The organism is Luteirhabdus pelagi, from assembly GCF_016827595.1.
GTDB lineage: Bacteria > Bacteroidota > Bacteroidia > Flavobacteriales > Flavobacteriaceae > Luteirhabdus > Luteirhabdus pelagi.
Map to the genome: position 1 here is coordinate 934,189 of NZ_JAECMS010000002.1, position 15,993 is coordinate 950,181.

22 protein-coding genes are annotated in these 15,993 nt (G+C 41.8%); 5 read left to right on the plus strand and 17 right to left on the minus strand.

Annotated elements, in window-relative coordinates; genetic code table 11:
• Nucleotides 1–12 precede the first annotated feature (12 nt).
• From lpxB to surE, 3 genes are all read right to left on the minus strand, one after another.
• On the minus strand, nucleotides 13–1,131 hold the full coding sequence (lpxB, locus tag I4Q58_RS09090) for a lipid-A-disaccharide synthase (protein WP_203295526.1): 1,119 nt from the start codon (nucleotides 1,129–1,131) through the stop codon (nucleotides 13–15).
• Between the two features lie 107 nt (nucleotides 1,132–1,238).
• The gene (locus tag I4Q58_RS09095; protein ID WP_203295527.1) at nucleotides 1,239–1,517 is read right to left on the minus strand and encodes a hypothetical protein; all 279 of its coding nucleotides are present in this window, start codon (nucleotides 1,515–1,517) and stop codon (nucleotides 1,239–1,241) included.
• Between the two features lie 8 nt (nucleotides 1,518–1,525).
• Nucleotides 1,526–2,302 (minus strand): 5'/3'-nucleotidase SurE, encoded by a 777-nt coding sequence (surE, locus tag I4Q58_RS09100; protein ID WP_203295528.1) that lies wholly within the window; start codon nucleotides 2,300–2,302, stop codon nucleotides 1,526–1,528.
• 165 nt (nucleotides 2,303–2,467) lie between these two features.
• Here surE and I4Q58_RS09105 point away from each other — a divergent pair, with 165 nt between their 5' ends.
• The 3 genes from I4Q58_RS09105 to I4Q58_RS09115 all read left to right on the plus strand — a co-directional run bounded on the left by I4Q58_RS09105 (nucleotide 2,468) and on the right by I4Q58_RS09115 (nucleotide 4,944).
• On the plus strand, nucleotides 2,468–3,628 hold the full coding sequence (locus I4Q58_RS09105) for a DegT/DnrJ/EryC1/StrS family aminotransferase (RefSeq protein WP_203295529.1): 1,161 nt from the start codon (nucleotides 2,468–2,470) through the stop codon (nucleotides 3,626–3,628).
• A gap of 17 nt (nucleotides 3,629–3,645) precedes the next feature.
• Nucleotides 3,646–4,665 carry a UDP-glucose 4-epimerase GalE gene (gene galE, locus I4Q58_RS09110; RefSeq protein ID WP_203295530.1) on the plus strand — a complete coding sequence of 340 codons (1,020 nt, stop codon included), beginning with the start codon at nucleotides 3,646–3,648 and terminating at the stop codon, nucleotides 4,663–4,665.
• Nucleotides 4,666–4,752: 87 nt separating this feature from the next.
• Nucleotides 4,753–4,944 carry a hypothetical protein gene (locus I4Q58_RS09115; protein ID WP_203295531.1) on the plus strand — a complete coding sequence of 64 codons (192 nt, stop codon included), beginning with the start codon at nucleotides 4,753–4,755 and terminating at the stop codon, nucleotides 4,942–4,944.
• A 56-nt stretch (nucleotides 4,945–5,000) separates the two neighbouring features.
• Here I4Q58_RS09115 and fabD read toward each other — a convergent pair whose 3' ends face one another.
• From fabD to I4Q58_RS09140, 5 genes are all read right to left on the minus strand, one after another.
• Nucleotides 5,001–5,882, minus strand: a complete 882-nt coding sequence (fabD, locus tag I4Q58_RS09120) for an ACP S-malonyltransferase (RefSeq protein WP_203295532.1) — start codon at nucleotides 5,880–5,882, stop codon at nucleotides 5,001–5,003.
• A 75-nt stretch (nucleotides 5,883–5,957) separates the two neighbouring features.
• Nucleotides 5,958–6,458: a pyridoxamine 5'-phosphate oxidase family protein gene (locus tag I4Q58_RS09125; RefSeq protein WP_203295533.1), complete on the minus strand. Its 501-nt coding sequence runs from the start codon at nucleotides 6,456–6,458 to the stop codon at nucleotides 5,958–5,960.
• An 86-nt stretch (nucleotides 6,459–6,544) separates the two neighbouring features.
• The gene (locus I4Q58_RS09130; RefSeq protein WP_203295534.1) at nucleotides 6,545–7,393 is read right to left on the minus strand and encodes a fructosamine kinase family protein; all 849 of its coding nucleotides are present in this window, start codon (nucleotides 7,391–7,393) and stop codon (nucleotides 6,545–6,547) included.
• Nucleotides 7,394–7,407: 14 nt separating this feature from the next.
• Nucleotides 7,408–7,890 (minus strand): dihydrofolate reductase, encoded by a 483-nt coding sequence (locus I4Q58_RS09135; RefSeq protein WP_203295535.1) that lies wholly within the window; start codon nucleotides 7,888–7,890, stop codon nucleotides 7,408–7,410.
• A complete protein-coding gene (locus I4Q58_RS09140) occupies nucleotides 7,887–8,324 on the minus strand; it encodes a 2TM domain-containing protein (RefSeq protein ID WP_203295536.1) in 438 nt (145 codons plus the stop codon). Before I4Q58_RS09140 ends, I4Q58_RS09135 begins: the two co-directional genes overlap by 4 nt.
• A 60-nt stretch (nucleotides 8,325–8,384) precedes the next feature.
• On the opposite strand from I4Q58_RS09140, the gene I4Q58_RS09145 reads away from it, so the two are divergent.
• Nucleotides 8,385–9,455, plus strand: a complete 1,071-nt coding sequence (locus I4Q58_RS09145; RefSeq protein ID WP_203295537.1) for an aminotransferase class V-fold PLP-dependent enzyme — start codon at nucleotides 8,385–8,387, stop codon at nucleotides 9,453–9,455.
• On the opposite strand, the gene I4Q58_RS09150 is transcribed toward I4Q58_RS09145, so the two are convergent.
• The 7 genes from I4Q58_RS09150 to I4Q58_RS09180 form a co-directional block, all read right to left on the minus strand.
• Nucleotides 9,456–9,737 (minus strand): DUF427 domain-containing protein, encoded by a 282-nt coding sequence (locus I4Q58_RS09150; RefSeq protein ID WP_203295538.1) that lies wholly within the window; start codon nucleotides 9,735–9,737, stop codon nucleotides 9,456–9,458.
• Nucleotides 9,738–9,739: 2 nt separating this feature from the next.
• Complete coding sequence (locus I4Q58_RS09155) at nucleotides 9,740–10,201, minus strand: DUF3124 domain-containing protein (protein ID WP_236002864.1); 462 nt, start codon at nucleotides 10,199–10,201, stop codon at nucleotides 9,740–9,742.
• Nucleotides 10,202–10,283: 82 nt separating this feature from the next.
• Nucleotides 10,284–11,261, minus strand: coding sequence for an L-histidine N(alpha)-methyltransferase (locus tag I4Q58_RS09160; RefSeq protein WP_203295540.1), 978 nt, complete (start codon nucleotides 11,259–11,261; stop codon nucleotides 10,284–10,286).
• A gap of 9 nt (nucleotides 11,262–11,270) precedes the next feature.
• The gene (gene egtB, locus I4Q58_RS09165; protein WP_203295541.1) at nucleotides 11,271–12,434 is read right to left on the minus strand and encodes an ergothioneine biosynthesis protein EgtB; all 1,164 of its coding nucleotides are present in this window, start codon (nucleotides 12,432–12,434) and stop codon (nucleotides 11,271–11,273) included.
• Nucleotides 12,435–12,516: 82 nt separating this feature from the next.
• Complete coding sequence (locus I4Q58_RS09170) at nucleotides 12,517–13,383, minus strand: energy transducer TonB (RefSeq protein WP_203295542.1); 867 nt, start codon at nucleotides 13,381–13,383, stop codon at nucleotides 12,517–12,519.
• Between the two features lie 2 nt (nucleotides 13,384–13,385).
• Entirely contained in the window at nucleotides 13,386–13,820 is a 435-nt protein-coding gene (locus I4Q58_RS09175; protein WP_203295543.1) for an energy transducer TonB, read from the minus strand.
• 14 nt (nucleotides 13,821–13,834) lie between these two features.
• Nucleotides 13,835–14,659 (minus strand): thymidylate synthase, encoded by an 825-nt coding sequence (locus I4Q58_RS09180; protein ID WP_203295544.1) that lies wholly within the window; start codon nucleotides 14,657–14,659, stop codon nucleotides 13,835–13,837.
• Nucleotides 14,660–14,814: 155 nt separating this feature from the next.
• On the opposite strand from I4Q58_RS09180, the gene I4Q58_RS09185 reads away from it, so the two are divergent.
• Nucleotides 14,815–15,186: a hypothetical protein gene (locus tag I4Q58_RS09185; RefSeq protein ID WP_203295545.1), complete on the plus strand. Its 372-nt coding sequence runs from the start codon at nucleotides 14,815–14,817 to the stop codon at nucleotides 15,184–15,186.
• Here the strand turns inward: I4Q58_RS09185 and I4Q58_RS09190 are convergent.
• Both I4Q58_RS09190 and I4Q58_RS09195 read right to left on the minus strand, forming a co-directional pair.
• Nucleotides 15,183–15,692 (minus strand): nucleoside transporter C-terminal domain-containing protein, encoded by a 510-nt coding sequence (locus I4Q58_RS09190; protein ID WP_203295546.1) that lies wholly within the window; start codon nucleotides 15,690–15,692, stop codon nucleotides 15,183–15,185. The genes I4Q58_RS09185 and I4Q58_RS09190 overlap by 4 nt on opposite strands.
• 11 nt (nucleotides 15,693–15,703) lie before the next feature.
• The coding region (locus I4Q58_RS09195) for an integrase core domain-containing protein (protein WP_203295547.1) at nucleotides 15,704–15,993 on the minus strand (290 nt) is incomplete at its 5' end.

A 15,993-nucleotide genomic window follows, 5' to 3' on the forward strand; every position in this document is an offset into this window, starting at 1 on the left:
TATGAAAAAATCCTACTTCTTGGAAATTTCCTCATAAATCAGATTCGCAGTAGCAGCGCTAGCCCCTTTTCCGCCAAGCTTTTGTTCTAAATCGTAATAATCTAAAAACAACTTGGCACGTTGGTATTCGTCTAAAATCGTCTTCAGTTCTTCCTCTAGCCGATCGGCGGTAAAGTCGGTTTGGATTAACTCGGTTACCACTGGTTTATCGAGAATAAGGTTCACCAATGAAATATACTTCAGGTTAATAACGCGTTTGGCAATCTCATAGGAAATACGACTTCCCTTGTAACACACCACTTGCGGGACTTTGAACAAGGCTGTTTCGAGGGTTGCAGTTCCGGAAGTAACCAATGCTGCATGTGAAACACTCAGCAAATCATAGGTTTTATTTAGTAACAAATGCACGCGGTCTTTCTTCAAAAAGGGCTCATAAAAGCTAGCCTCTTGACTAGGCGCTCCCGCAATGACAAACTCAAAATCGGGAAATCGAGGGACCATTTCCAACATCACCGCCAACATTTTTGAAATTTCTTGTTTGCGGCTTCCCGGTAACAAGGCGATAATAGGCTTGTCGGTTAGGCCATGCTGCTTTCGAAAATCATCGGGATGTATCTGCTCCCGATCGTAAATGGCATCGATAAGCGGATGTCCAACAAAATGGACGGGATACTGATGCTTGTCTTCGTAAAATTTCTTTTCAAAGGGAAGAATAACGTACATCTCGTCAACATCACGCTTCACACTCTTAATGCGATTTTCCTTCCAGGCCCAAAGTTGGGGTGAAATATAATAATGTGTTGGAAACCCTTTTTTCTTTGCCCATTTCGCAATGCGAAGGTTGAAGCCAGGATAATCGATAAAGATGATGACATCGGGTTGAAACTGTTCGATGTCTTTTTTACAAAAGGAAATATTCTTTAAGATGGTCCGCAGGTTGAAGAGTACTTCCACAAATCCCATAAACGCAAGATCGCGATAATGCTTTACCAACGTAGCACCCGCGTCCTCCATCAAATCGCCACCCCAGCACCGAAATTCGGCATTGGGATCTTCCTTCTTCAAGGCTTTGATGAGGTTGGCTCCGTGCAAATCGCCCGAGGCTTCACCGGCAAGTAGGTAATATTTCATACGGCGGAAAATGTTGCGTTTCACAAAAATAGGGGATTCGCGCAAACAATTGCTATGCAACGAAAGAAGCTTCCGTTATATTTCCCTCGTCTTCAGTAAAAGAACCGCTACAAAAATTTCGAAATCAAGATCACTAAAGCGGCAAGTACAGTTGCCATCACGACACCTCTAGCACGGTACACTCGATTCTTCTTCAATAAAAGAAAAAAGGCAGCAAGGTTCAATAAAGCGCCTAGGGCAATGATATTCCCAAGTACATCCTGTTCGATGGCGACTTCCAGAGTGGTTTCAAAATCGTATTCAGAAAAGAAAAAGATATAAAGGTAGCTACCGATAAGGTTCGCTATTATACCAATACCGAAGCCAATTGCGATTTCTTTCGCCATGTTTTGTTTTACAGCTCCCATGTGTTCAAGAATTTAATGGCGTGATGTGCCGTTAAGTCGAACTGAACGGGAACCACCGAAACATATCCGTTAGCCAAAGCCCATTCGTCGGTATCCTCTCCCTTATCGCCATTGATAAATTCGCCAGTAAGCCAATAGTATTCGCGTCCCAAAGGATTTACGCGCTTATCAAAATTTTCCTCCCAGTGTGCATTTGCCTGTCTGCAAATCTTCATCCCCTTAATCTTGCTTTTCGGTAATTTGGGGAAGTTTACATTTAAGACTGTTCCTTTTGGTAGTCCATTCTCCAGACATTGTTCGGCTAATTGTTTCACATACTTTTTGGTGGGTTCAAAATTCGCTTCTAAGGAATAGTCCAAAAGAGAAAATCCAATAGCGGGTATTCCCAAGGTTCCGGCTTCCACGGCAGCACTCATAGTGCCGCTGTAAATGACATTAATCGAAGAATTACTGCCATGGTTAATACCACTTACGCACAGATCGGGTTTGCGTTTCAGGATTTCATTTACCGCTAACTTCACACAGTCGACAGGCGTTCCGCTACAGCTATATTCTTTTTGAGGTTCATCTTCATGTACTTTTACCGTATCGCAGTAAAGGGTGTCGTTAATAGTAATGGCATGTCCCATTCCGCTCTGCGGTGAATCGGGTGCGACGACGCATACATCGCCTATTTCATTCATCACTTTTATAAGGGTTCTGATGCCCGGAGCTGTAATGCCATCATCGTTGGTAACGAGGATAAGCGGTTTCTTTTTCGCCATGAAGTAAAATTTTGAACACAAAAGTACGATTTTCAAGTCGGTGACCGATAGAATTCACCTTCTAAAAGGAAATCCTAACATACTTTTCCAACCTACCGTTTGCGGTAGATTTTACATTGCCCGCCCGCTTCAATTTTTGTAATTTTGAAAGGTAATTCAGATAGCATGCGAAAAATTCAAATGGTTGACCTGAAAGGGCAATACCAACACATAAAAGAGCAAGTAGACCGATCGGTGCAGGAGGTGATTGAAAGCACGGCTTATATCAACGGACCAGAGGTCCATCAATTTCAAAAGGAATTAGAGGAATATTTAGGAGTGAAGCACGTCATTCCCTGTGCCAACGGGACCGATGCCTTGCAAGTAGCAATGATGGGATTGGGGTTGAAGCCAGGTGACGAAGTCATAACTGCCGATTTCACCTTCGCCGCTACTGTTGAAGTAATCGCTTTGCTTGGATTAACCCCGGTGCTAGTAGATGTAGATCCAATATCCTTCAATATCGATATTGAAGCTGTTGAAAAAGCTATTACGCCTAAATCGAAGGCGATAGTGCCGGTTCATTTGTTCGGACTTGCCGCACAGATGGATGAATTGATGGCATTGGCAGAAAAACATAATTTGTATGTCATTGAAGATAATGCCCAAGGAATTGGAGCTACCTATACTTCAAAAGATGGTACAAAAACCAAAACGGGAGCGATAGGGCATGTGGCCTCTACTTCCTTTTTCCCGTCCAAAAACTTAGGTTGTTATGGCGATGGCGGTGCAATTTTCACCAACGATGATGAGTTGGCGCATACCATCCGAGGAATCGTAAATCATGGTATGTACGAACGCTATCATCATGATGTGGTAGGTGTGAATTCGCGTCTCGATAGTATTCAGGCGGCAGTGCTTCGTGCCAAATTACCGCATTTAAATAATTACAATGCTGCCAGACGAAATGCAGCACGAAAATATACCGCAGCGTTTGCTGGAATAGAGAATATTATCACGCCGACTGGATTTTGTGATGCCGGAAATAGTATTTGCGATGTTTGCGATTGCCATGTATTTCATCAATATACCTTGCGGATTCTGGATGCCGATCGGGATGGGTTGGTAAAGCATTTAAATGAAAAGGGAATTCCGTGTGGGGTGTATTATCCGATTCCACTGCATCTTCAGAAAGCCTATCGCGATGATCGCTATGATGAAGCCAATTTTTCTGTGACCAATCGATTGGTAAAGGAGGTTATTTCGTTACCCATGCATACCGAATTGGACGATGTCCAAATCGACTTTATCACGAAAACTGTAATCGACTTTGTAACCAAAGCCTAATAGAGCTAAATATCAAGATGAAGAAAATATTAGTAACGGGTGGCCTAGGTTATATAGGATCTCATACTGTAGTAGCACTACAAAAGGCTGGGTACGAAACGATAATTGTAGATAACCTTTCAAATTCCTCGTTAAATGTTTTGGGAGGCATCGCAAGGATAACGAATGTATCGCCCACTTTTGAACGTTTGGACCTACGATATAAGGCCGAGGTAGTAGATTTTTTCAAACGACATTCCGACATTGAAGGTGTTATTCATTTCGCTGCCAGTAAAGCGGTTGGAGAAAGTGTAGAGAAGCCTCTGTATTACTACGAGAATAATATACATACTTTAGTGTACGTACTTCAAGAGTGTGTGGCACATGGAATCGAAAATATTATATTCAGTTCCTCTTGTACAGTGTACGGACAACCAGAAACACTCCCGATTACAGAAACTGCTCCGACTCAGGCGGCAGCATCACCCTATGGCAATACAAAACAGATTAGTGAAGAGATTTTGATTGATACTTGTGCTGTAGAGAATATGAATGCCATATCCTTGCGCTATTTCAACCCGATTGGAGCCCATAAATCTGCCGAAATAGGTGAGCTTCCTATAGGGGTTCCACAGAATTTAGTTCCCTATATAACGCAAACTGCCGCCGGAATTCGAGAAAAACTCTCGGTTTTTGGCGATGATTACGACACTCCCGATGGAAGTTGTATTCGCGATTATATCCACGTAATGGATTTGGCCGAAGCGCATGTAGTAGCCTTGGAGCGTTTACTGGATAACAAAAATGAAGAAAAGTACGAGATGTTTAATGTAGGCACGGGAAGGGGAAGCTCGGTCTTCGAAGTTATTGAAGCATTTGAGAAAGGTACAGGAGAAAACCTTGATTATTCGGTAGTAGATCGCCGCCCTGGTGATGTTACAGCGGTATATGCCGATACTTCGAAAGCGAATAAGGTCTTAGGGTGGAAAGCGAGGCGAACCATGGAGGAAGCGCTTGCTTCAGCGTGGAAATGGGAACAGAAAGTTCGCAATTCGTAAACTTCCTTTAACGGTGCTTTAACACTTCAAACTTGACTTACGGCATAAATCTTTGTTTCTTTGCACTTTAACCATAAAAAAGAAGTCATGCGACTGGTAACAGTAAAGCGAAAAACAAAGAAAGAGAAGCGGTTCAGTGAAAAAATGGGAATGTTTACCGCAAATGTAACCTATGTGAAAAAGCGATTTATGAGCATTCCGTATCGTACTGTTCACAAATACCGCGAAACCTATTACGGAAAAGTAAAAGATTGTGTAGACTGCCAAATTTCGGCTTAACTACATATAAACATACATAAAATCAAACCCGAAGTTGTAGCTTCGGGTTTTTCTTTTTATAAGGTGGCCTGATTAGCAGCCACGTTTCGATCGATTTTTCGCATTAAGCCTTGCAAGACTTTTCCGGGACCAACCTCAATAAATTCGGTACCACCGTCCTTGATCATATTCTGAATGCTCTGTGTCCACTTCACTGGAGCGGTAAGCTGAAAGATTAAGTTCTTTTGGATTTCCTCTGGACTTGTAACAGCAAAAGTGCTTACATTTTGATAAATAGGGCAAGAAGGTGTATCGAATTTTGTCGCTTCAATGGCAGCAGCCAATTCTTCACGAGCGGGCTCCATTAACGGACTGTGGAAGGCACCGCCAACGGGTAATACCAGGGCTCTTTTTGCTCCCGCTTCGGTTAAGGCTGCAACAGCACGGTTAATGGCATCCACTTCACCTGAAATTACTAACTGACCAGGGCAATTGTAATTAGCGGCTACAACGGTTCCCTCGACATCAGCACAAATCGCTTCCACCAAATGATCTTCCAACCCTAAAACGGCAGCCATCGTTGATGGTTGTGCTTCACACGCCTTTTGCATTGCCATGGCACGCTTGGAAACTAGTGTTAGTCCGTCTTCAAAAGCCATAGCACCATTGGCGACCAGCGCTGAAAATTCACCCAAAGAATGTCCAGCAACCATATCGGGAGTAAAGCTATCTCCTAAGCTTTCTGCTAGAATGGTTGAATGAAGAAAAATGGCAGGCTGTGTAACCTTGGTCTGTTTTAGCTCGTCATCAGATCCTTCAAACATGATTTTGGTAATATCGAAACCAAGAATATCATTGGCTCGTTCAAAACGTTCCTTTGCTTTTGGATTGGCATCGTAAAGATCCTTTCCCATACCAGAAAATTGAGCGCCTTGTCCTGGAAATATATATGCTTTCATAAGGTTGGTTTAGTGTTTCTAATGAACAAAAATACTAATAAAAAACCCCTTTTCGCGATTGAAAAGGAGAGGGGATTACATCTTTAATTTTCCTGATTCGCCGATGTCTTTTTCGTCGCCAGTAACTGCCGCCATCTGGAGTTTAAAGAACGTAACTAATTTATTGTCTTTATTGCTCCAATAAGCTCCTTCCTTCGGCTTTACCTTTATGGCTGTAAGGTTCGGATCTTCTGGACCTTCAAACCAAGCATTATCCTTATCATCATACAAGGAGGACAGTGTATTTTGGTCTGAAATAATTTCACCTTCACCATACACGCTCACAAATTCCATATCGCTTTTGTCATTATACAAAAGTTGGATTTCAGACGATTTCAACAAATCGGCATTGTGGTCACTCGTATTGGTGCTCAAAAACCAAATATTGCCTTCATCATCAATTTTCTTGGTATGCATCGGTACAGCGCTTAAGGGTGTCGTGCCCAAATTGGTCGCCATCATGGCTACATCACCAGAATCGACTAATTTTTTCAATTTTTTCTTTGCTTCGGTGTCATATAAATTCTTCGTACTCATATCCTTATTTTTAGAGGAAAGATAAGAGGAAATCGCGCGTTTTTGCGCCAAAGGAACGCTAAAGTATGTTGCGAGTTTGTTAAGGCTTATACGAATCGTTGCACGATGCTATTAACACGATCGTAATAGCCTTGTCCGAAAATGTTCAAATGGACCAGTAGATAGTATAATTGGTATAGTGGAATGCGCGCTTTCCAATCGTTTTCCAGCGGCCATTGCTCATGATACATCTCGAATACTTCCGAAGAGAAGCCCCCAAACAATTGCATCATGGCAAGGTCCATTTCGCGAGGAGCGAAAGCAACGGCAGGATCAATCAGTACAGGTTCACCTTTTTGATTTACCATATAGTTTCCACCCCATAAATCGCCATGCACTAATGCCGGATTTTCATCAGGAATCAGTTTCTCCACATTTTTATAAAACTGCTTTAAGCCAGAAAAGCTAAACCCATTATTTATCACCATTCGAAATTGAGGGATCATTCGTTGGTTTAAATAGAAATCGGCTGCTGTTCGTTCGGGGCAATTGTATTGTTTTAAACTTCCGATATAGTTATCATGATCCAATCCGAAGTGCGCTTGGGTTGTTTTGTGAAGGTTTACCAAATTTTCAGCAAATTGCGACCAAAACGAATCGCCTTTGACTCCTTCTTCTATATAGGTAAGCGTCAAATACGCAGCATCTTCAACAGTTCCTTTTGAGATTACGGAAGGAATGTGAAAGCTATTGCTGGATTTCAACAATTTCAATCCTTTAGCTTCAGCTTCAAACATGCCCGGAAATTTTGACGCACTGTTACATTTTACCACCAGTTGGCTGTCTTCACCCTGTAACAAATACACCTCGTTGATATCTCCACCTGACAATGGTTGTGCATTCACTGCATTCATTCCCGATTCGGTTGCGATATGTTTTAAGATTTCCGTAAGCATGATTTTGTTGAATTTTATTTTCGCACCCAGGTCTGATATGTGAATGCATACTGATGACGTTCATCCTTTTCGTGATGAACTTCCGCTGCTAGTTGCCAATCGGATGCTGGAATTTCAGGAAAATAGGTGTCCACGTCAAAGGTACCATGAACACGCGTCAGTTCGATTTTATCGGCTACTTCAATTCCTATTGTATAAATTTCACCACCGCCAATTATGAAGGGTTGTGCATCGCCTTCCGCTACTTTCAAGGCTTCGTCCATACTATGCACCACGACAGCACCTTCTTTTTTATAGTCTTTATTTCGGGTAATCACCACATGGGTTCTGTTGGGCAAAGGTTTCGGAAAGGATTCAAAGGTCTTTCGTCCCATGATGATATGGTGGCCAGTCGTTAATTGTTTAAAACGCTTAAAATCGTTTGGTAAGTGCCAAACCAAATCGTTGTCCTTGCCAAGACCGTTCTTCTCTCCAGCTGCAGCTATAATCGTAATCATTTGACGTCTGGGGGTAGCGGCGTGTTGTTGTCCTTTTTTTTTACTTCTTCTTTTTTGGGCAAGTTTAATTCTTGCTCGGTATCGACTTTCTGTTGCAATTCTGAAATTCGTTCGGCTTGTTTCGCTTTCAGTTTTTCCAACTGACGGTCTTCCCATTCCTTCCCCATAAACGTATTCATTACAAACACATTAAAAACATGGATAAGCAACATAAAGCCCCAGATAAGTACGACCCAAACCGACCAATTCGGAAAAATAAGTTCATGGCCTTTGTTTAGCAAAAGATCAAGGACCAATACCAATATGGAACCAGCCAAAAAGAAGATAAAATGACGCATTAAGGCTTTTTTCTGCTTGATGCGTCGCCGTGCGTATTCGTATTGTTCGCGTTGTTCTGCGTCCAATCGATCCGATTTCTTGGTTTTTGAAAACATAGTTGGTTACCTTTAGTATTTTGTAAAAATATTGAAATTAACGGCGACACCCATTCCCTTATGGAAGATTTTAAGATTCACTTTCCTGCAGTACAGCACCAAACCTATTTAAATACCCCTGCCTCGGGCTTACTTTCGGAGCCCTTACACGATTGGAGAAGAGAGCAGGATAAGAATTTCCTTTTGCAAGGTGCTAACTATGGAGCCATCCAGCAAATGCTACAAGAGGTGCGTACTAAGATTGCTGCATTCTTTTCTTCGGGTGAAGAAGCGGTTGCATTGGTTCCAAATTTTTCCTTCGGAATCAATACGGTGTTGGAAGGCCTGCCAAAAGGGCAAAAGGTCTTATTGTTGAAGGGCGATTATCCTTCGGTGAACTGGCCTGTGGAAACCCGCGATTTCGATGTTTGTTATGCTGAAGTTGATGAAACTATAGAAGAAAATATCGAAGTAGCTGTTGCGAAGCACCGTCCCGACGTGTTTTTATTCAGTATCACACAATGGCTATCAGGTATTACCATCGACTTAGAATTTTTAGCTCAGTTGAAGTCGGCCCATCCCAATTTGATGCTTATCGGCGATGGCACCCAGTTTTTAGGTACCCGCGATTTCAATTTTAGTGCTAGTCCGTTGGACGTACTGGGCGCTAGTGTTTATAAATGGTTGCTTTCCGGCTTTGGAAATGGATTTTTTATGGTGAAGGAAGAGGTGAAGGATCGATTGTTCCCAAAAACAATCGGGTTCAATAGTGCAGAAGGATTCGATAGTGAAGCGACCGATACACGTTTTATAAAGCATTTTGAACCCGGTCACCAGGATTTTATGAACTTTGGAACCTTCGGGAAATCCCTGGAACTTTGGGAGGATTGGGGAAAGAAAAGGTTATTGCAACAAATCGCTGATCTTTCAACTACAGCAAAGGAAAAATTTACCGAAAGAGGCTTGCTTTCAGCAGCTGTCGTAAATAGAAAGCAACATGCACCTTTCTTCAATCTAAAAGGCGATGAAAAGCTATTCAAAAAGCTACAGCAGGAAAATATAATCGCTTCACAGCGAGGAGGTGGTATACGGGTTGGATTTCACTTTTATAATAGTGAAGAAGATTTAGACCGATTGCTTTCGCTATTGTAATTAGTCTTCTACGGAGACCCCTTTCCAAAAAGCCACATAATTCTTGATATTTTCAGCCTTCGACTTAGGATCTGGATAGTACCAAGCGGCGTCAGGGTTCTGCTGACCGTTTACGAAAAGATTGTAATAAGAGGCTTCGCCTTTCCATGGACAGGTGGTATGACTGTCACTATCCTTAAAATAATCTTCATTGATACTATCTGGAGGAAAATAATGGTTGCCTTCCACTACGATGGTATCGTCGCTTTCGGCCAGCACGGTATGGTTCCAGATTGCTTTCATAATTATTTTTTTCGAATGCCTTGAGTGGTGAAAGAAAGTCCTTGCTGCCCAGCCGTTGAAATCATAACTGCTTCAAAGAATGGTTCTACCGTTCCTTTCCGAGTACTCCAGTCGAATAGGAAGTTGGCACCCGTTCCGCCATCTTCATCATCTTCATCTACTACGATCTCGATGGTTTCCATCGGCATCACGTAGACAGGCCCGTTAAGGTATTGTCGAATTCTTTCGCCATAGGTGTTATAATAATCGGCCTTATAAATGTAAAGGGTATCTTTCAAACTGATATTACGGATACTTACGGTAGCGGTAAGGTTGAAGGTGAAATTTTTGCTCTGCTGATAAATTTCTGAATAGACCGGTAAGTAGGTACTTCCCCTTGTCAGCAGACTATCCGTCGGAATATTCACGGCGGTCTTGTTCTCCCAACCATGGGAAAGGTCCTTGGCTTCCGAGGTGGTTTTCATCGGACCATCGCAACTGATTACTATTATGCCTAAAACGAAAAACAGGAAACCCTTCATATTATAAATAACAGTTTGGTGAAAATTACGCATTTATTCGCTTAAATACGTAGTTTTTGTAGTATCCTTTCGGATCGGTGTAAGACGTTTCGATATCCAATCCAGCCTCTCCAGCAAGCCATTCGACTACCTGATCGTCATATTTTTGTGAAATTTCGGTATGAATGGTTTCCCATGCATCGAATTTTACGGTAAGGTTTAGGGCTGCAATAGTGACTTCCATCGGTTTTTCGGCAACTAAAAAGCTCTTGGCAGTTCCCGACTCTGGGTTATAACTTTCCCAATGTCTAAAATCGTCGACAGGGAAATTTCCGTCGAGCTCTCTGTTGATACGATGTAGAATATTTTTGTTGAAGGTAGCGGTAATGCCGTGTGGATCGTTATATGCATTCAAGATGGTTTCCGGATCTTTTTTCTGATCGAAGCCCATAAATAACAAATCGCCTTCCCGCATGGAATCCTTCAACTTAGCAAGAAACTCTATGGCTCTTTTGTGAAGTAGGTTCCCAATATTGGAACCAAGTACCATAATCACTTTTTTGCGGGTGTTGTACTCCTGAACGCGTTCCAGTACTTCAAAGTATTCGCCTTTTTCACCTCGAACATCTACTTTAGGAAGTTCGTTTGATAATGTCTTCGTTAAGCTATCGATGGCATTTTGACTAATGTCGATAGGTCGATATACGAAGTTGAAATCGTTTTCACCTAAATACTTCAATAGTATCTTGGTCTTTTTGCCATCACCGGCACCAAGTTCAATCAAATCGAAGCCATGACCACTTCCTCTAAAGAATTCGGCGATCGCTTCGGTATGAAGGGAAAGAATGTCAAACTCGCAATCGGTAAGATAGTATTCCGGCATATTCATTATATCTTGGAACAGTTTGTCACCCTTTTCGTCATAAAAATATTTGGAATACAGATATTTTGGAAACTGTGTAAGCCCCTCAAAAACATCTTTTTTGAAGGCGGTATCCAAGGTTGGCTTGGTGGTATTATTCATTCGTTTACATTATTTGGCTAACCGAATGCCGGTAAATTGCCATTTTAGGTTGGTTTGAAAAAAATTACGGTAGGTAGGGCGTGTATGGTTTTTTGAAGTCGCGATAGAACCTCCACGCAATACCTTCTGGTTCACCATGAATTTACCATTATACTCTCCGATGGCTCCTTCCGGCTTTTTATAGTCAGGGTAGGGTAGGTAGGCACTTTCGGTCCATTCCCATCGCGTTCCCCATTCGAAGTGTTTTTGGGCAGCTTCCCATTCAAATTCGGTGGGTAACCGGCAGCCTTTCCATTGGGCATAGGCAAAAGCTTCATAATAGGAAATATGGGTTACTGGAGCATCTATATTTAATTCTTGTAACCCGCCGTAAGTGTAGTGGTGCCATTTTCCCTCTATCTTATGCCAATACATCGGTTTGGAAACGTCTTCATTTTTTACCCAATCCCAGGCTTCAGCATGCCAGTAATTGTGATTGGAATAGCCATCTGAATTCATGAATTCGAGGTAATCACCATTGGTCACCAGTTTGTTTGAAATTTCATAGTCGTGAAGAAACACTCTGTGTCGGCCCTCTTCATTGTCGTAGCAGAAATCATCACCTTCATGCCCGATTTCATAGATGCCCTCTTCCATTGAAATCCATTCTGCGGTATGCTTTTGAATTGGGTGCTCGTTTACTTCGTCATGATATTTCGGAAACAATGGATTATGACCCAAAATATATTTAAGGTCGGTCATCAATAGTTCTTGATGCTGTTTTTCATGATGAATCCCGATTAATAACACTTGTTGCAGTTCTGGTGAAAGCTCATTTTGATTGAGATATTCCTTCATTTCATTTGTAACATAGTGGCGGTAATCGTACACTTTTGCCACGCCCGGACGCGAGAGATTGCCACGGTCGGTACGGAGCACGCGTTTTCCAACGGCTTCGTAATAACTGTTGAAGACATAGGCAAAATCTTCATGGAACAATTTGTAATCTGGTTTATGAGGTTTTAGGATAAACTCCTCAAAAAACCAAGTGGTATGGCCAAGGTGCCATTTAGGGGGAGAAACATCGACGATGGGTTGCACCACATAGTCTTCAATTTCTAAGGGTTTGCAAATGCTTTCGGTATCTTGACGCGTTTCCAGAAAAAATGCTTGTAGGGTATCGGTATGAATCATAACAAAAAAGTGCTGGATTTTAGCCAACACTTTAAAGATACCAATTCTACTATTGAAAGGTGTTTAGGGAATGTTAAAGCCCTTAATTTTGAGAGGCTTTTCGTTCAGCGCGACGTCGTGCTTTTTTCTCAGCTTTAGTTTCTTCCACTTCAAAAACTATGGGAAGAGAATATATAACATTTACTGGTTCGCCCCGCTGTGTACCTGGTTTGGTGTCGGGCAGTAAGTTAACCACACGTTCCGCTTCTTCCTCTAGGGCTTTATGAGGTCCACGTGATATTATATCCGTAATTTTCCCTTTGGAATTTATCTTGAACTGTACATAAATACGCTGAACCCCGGGTGATAAGTCGAGCGTTTCGGCTAGATTTCGATTGAAGTGTTGCTTTATATGTTCCTGAACGCGTCTAGACATACATTCCTTCAATTGTTGGTTAGTTCCCAAACAGCCAGGATAGACAGGAACCTTTTCAATGACATTAAACCCCACGTTTTTAGGTGCTTCATATTCTTCATCCGTTATTTCAGTAACAGTAAATCCGTCGTCAGTAAGCTCGAATAATCTCTCGTAAGGGAATGGTGGAAATATGGGGTCTCCATTGGTGTTAGTAGTCGGACCTTCATGTGCAATTGGAATTTTTATGCCTTCTAGCGTTACCTTAACTAAGGCATTTGAAGATTCAACTTCTAAGAAGTAATATTCTGAATTTGAGTTGGCATTAAGTTCAGTAACAACAGAAAACTTCTTATTTTCTTCAAAAGATAATTGCTGGTTATTGAAATGGTTAACCAATATTTCGTCAATTTTATCCTGTAAGCAACCAATACGTTCCTTCGAGGAAGCGTTACAAACTTCATAATCGATATAGGATGTTTCAGAAAGATTATTTTGCGCTTGCGCAATACTAAGCCCGACGCAAAAAAATAAAATTACAAAAGGATACTGCATTCCTATTTTCCCGTTTTAAAAGTGATAGGGACAGTGTATTCAATGGCGCGAGGTTTTCCGCCCATCATGCCTGGTTTCGCCATTTGGGGAATTGACATAATATTGCGTTGCGCTTCTTTTTGAAGAACTTCGGTTCCACCTGAAACATTTTTAATAACAGGCTTACCGTTTTCGTCTATAATAAATGTTACAACTACTCTACCCTGAACATTGTTCTTATAGGCGTCTGCAGGATATTTAAAATTTTTAGCGATATGCTGTGCAAGCTTTTGCTTGAAACAGTTGTCGCGTTGCGGTGCGGAACCATTTTCGCAACCAGGCCAGATAGGCGCTAGTTCTTTCATGGTTAATTTGTTTTTTTGCATGTCGCCCCACTCTTCTTGGGCAACACCGGCAGTAGTGATAAGTAGGCTAAGGATGAAAATGAGTTTTTTCATAGTACGTTTTTGAATTAAATGGCCACAGCTGCTTTAATATGCGGATGCGGATTGTAATCTTTCAATGTAAAGTCATCAAAAGTGAAGCCAAATATATCGGTTACGTTTTTATTTAGCAACATTTTCGGTAATGGTCTTGGATCTCGCGATAACTGAAGCTCAACCTGTTCCATATGGTTATTGTAAATATGAACGTCACCAAAGGTGTGGATGAAATCGCCTGCTTCGAACCCACAGACCTGTGCCATCATCATGGTGAATAGTGCATACGAGGCAATATTAAAAGGAACGCCTAAAAAGACATCAGCGCTACGTTGGTATAATTGGCAAGATAATTTTCCGTCGGCTACGTAAAATTGAAAAAAGGCATGACAGGGTGGAAGCGCTGCCTTTCCATTGGCCACGTTTTCTGAAAAAGATTTTGAAGTATCTGGCATGACCGAAGGGTTCCAAGCACTGACCAACATTCTTCTGCTGTCCGGGTTTGTTTTGAGGGTTTTGATGATATCGGAAATCTGATCGATTTCCTCATCGTTCCAATTGCGCCATTGATGTCCATAGACAGGTCCGAGATCACCATTTTCATCAGCCCATTCATTCCAGATACGAACCCCATTCTCTTGTAGGTATGCAATATTTGTATCGCCTTTCAAAAACCATAACAATTCATGAATGATGGATTTTAGGTGAAGTTTTTTGGTAGTAACCAACGGAAATCCTTCACTTAAATCGAAACGCATTTGATAGCCAAAAACGCTTTTGGTTCCTGTTCCGGTTCGGTCTTTCTTTTCGGTGCCGTTTTCAAGAATATGCTTTAAGAGGTCGTGATACTGCTTCATCGTCAATTGGTTTAGTGGCTAAAAATATAAAATAGCTCCTTTCAGAAGACTAGGAACTAAATTCAGTTATCAATAGTTATTAACCGAATTTTTTTCATTCATCTAAAAAATTGATTTTTAGGATGCTAATGAGTAATTATTCTTACCTTGCAACTATGGCGATTGAACAAAAATATGCGACTCCTTATGGGGATTTGGAATGCTACGAGTGCTATGTTGTTTTTCATCTTAAAACCACTGAGGTAACTGTCGAACTTGCTAAGCATGTTTTGGGACTTAGCAACGACCACTACAAGGGACGGAAGTATGTTTTCATTTCTGAACGGGAGTTTGCTTCCAATGTTGATCCCGAAGCATATAAATTTGTCAACCCAAGACAAATGATCGGTCATGCCATCGTTTCTGAAGATGCGAATGTAAAGGCGGAGGCGGTTTCTGAAATGGAGTTGTTTAAGGGTACTGTAAGTTTCTTTCCCTCTGTTAAAGAGGCAGCAAATTGGGCTGAAACGGTTGTAAGACCGGCCTAACCAATCAACATGCCAGCAATTGTGGCTGTTAATAATGCCGCTACCGTACCTCCAATTAAAGCTTTAATTCCAAATTTGGCTAAAAGAACGCGTTTGCTCGGTGCCAATACGCCAATCCCACCTATTTGAATACCAATCGAAGCGAAGTTTGCAAAGCCACACAGTGCGTAAGTGGCAATTACTATCGATCGATAATTGATAATCGCGCCCGCTTGCTTCAGTTCACTTAGCGAGGCGTAAGCAAAAAATTCATTTAAGATTGTTTTCTCTCCCAACAACTGTCCTACCACGGTAATGTCCTCGGCGGGGACCCCGATTATCCAAGCGATAGGGGCAAAGAGGTTTCCTAGGATATATTGCATGGAGAGTCCGCTATACCGACCATCGGTGTTTTGGACGATCGTCTCATTAACTCCCAGAAGCGCACCAATACCGTCTTCTGTAATCCAGTTTAATACCGCCATGATAGCCGTAAATACTGTCTTGTCCTGAAATAGGTTGACCATTTTTTGGTTGTTTAAATGGTTAAAAATTCCAGTTTTTCTTTGTTCTTCCGGTATGATCTGTACCGAATGTTCTGTTTCAAGTGGGCGGACTCTGGCGTTGTCAGGTCCAGGCTCCAATGGGTTCTCAGGTTGTTGTATGTAAAGATAGCTTTTTTCGCGATTTTCCTTGCAAGGGAAGTGCTTTTGATGGTCTCCCTTAGCCCGTATTCATATTTCAGGGTTTTGTTTATCCGCTCGGCCACCGCGTTCTCATAGGGGTCGTACCGCTCGGTCATGCTCATGGTCAGCCCGTTGTCCTCCG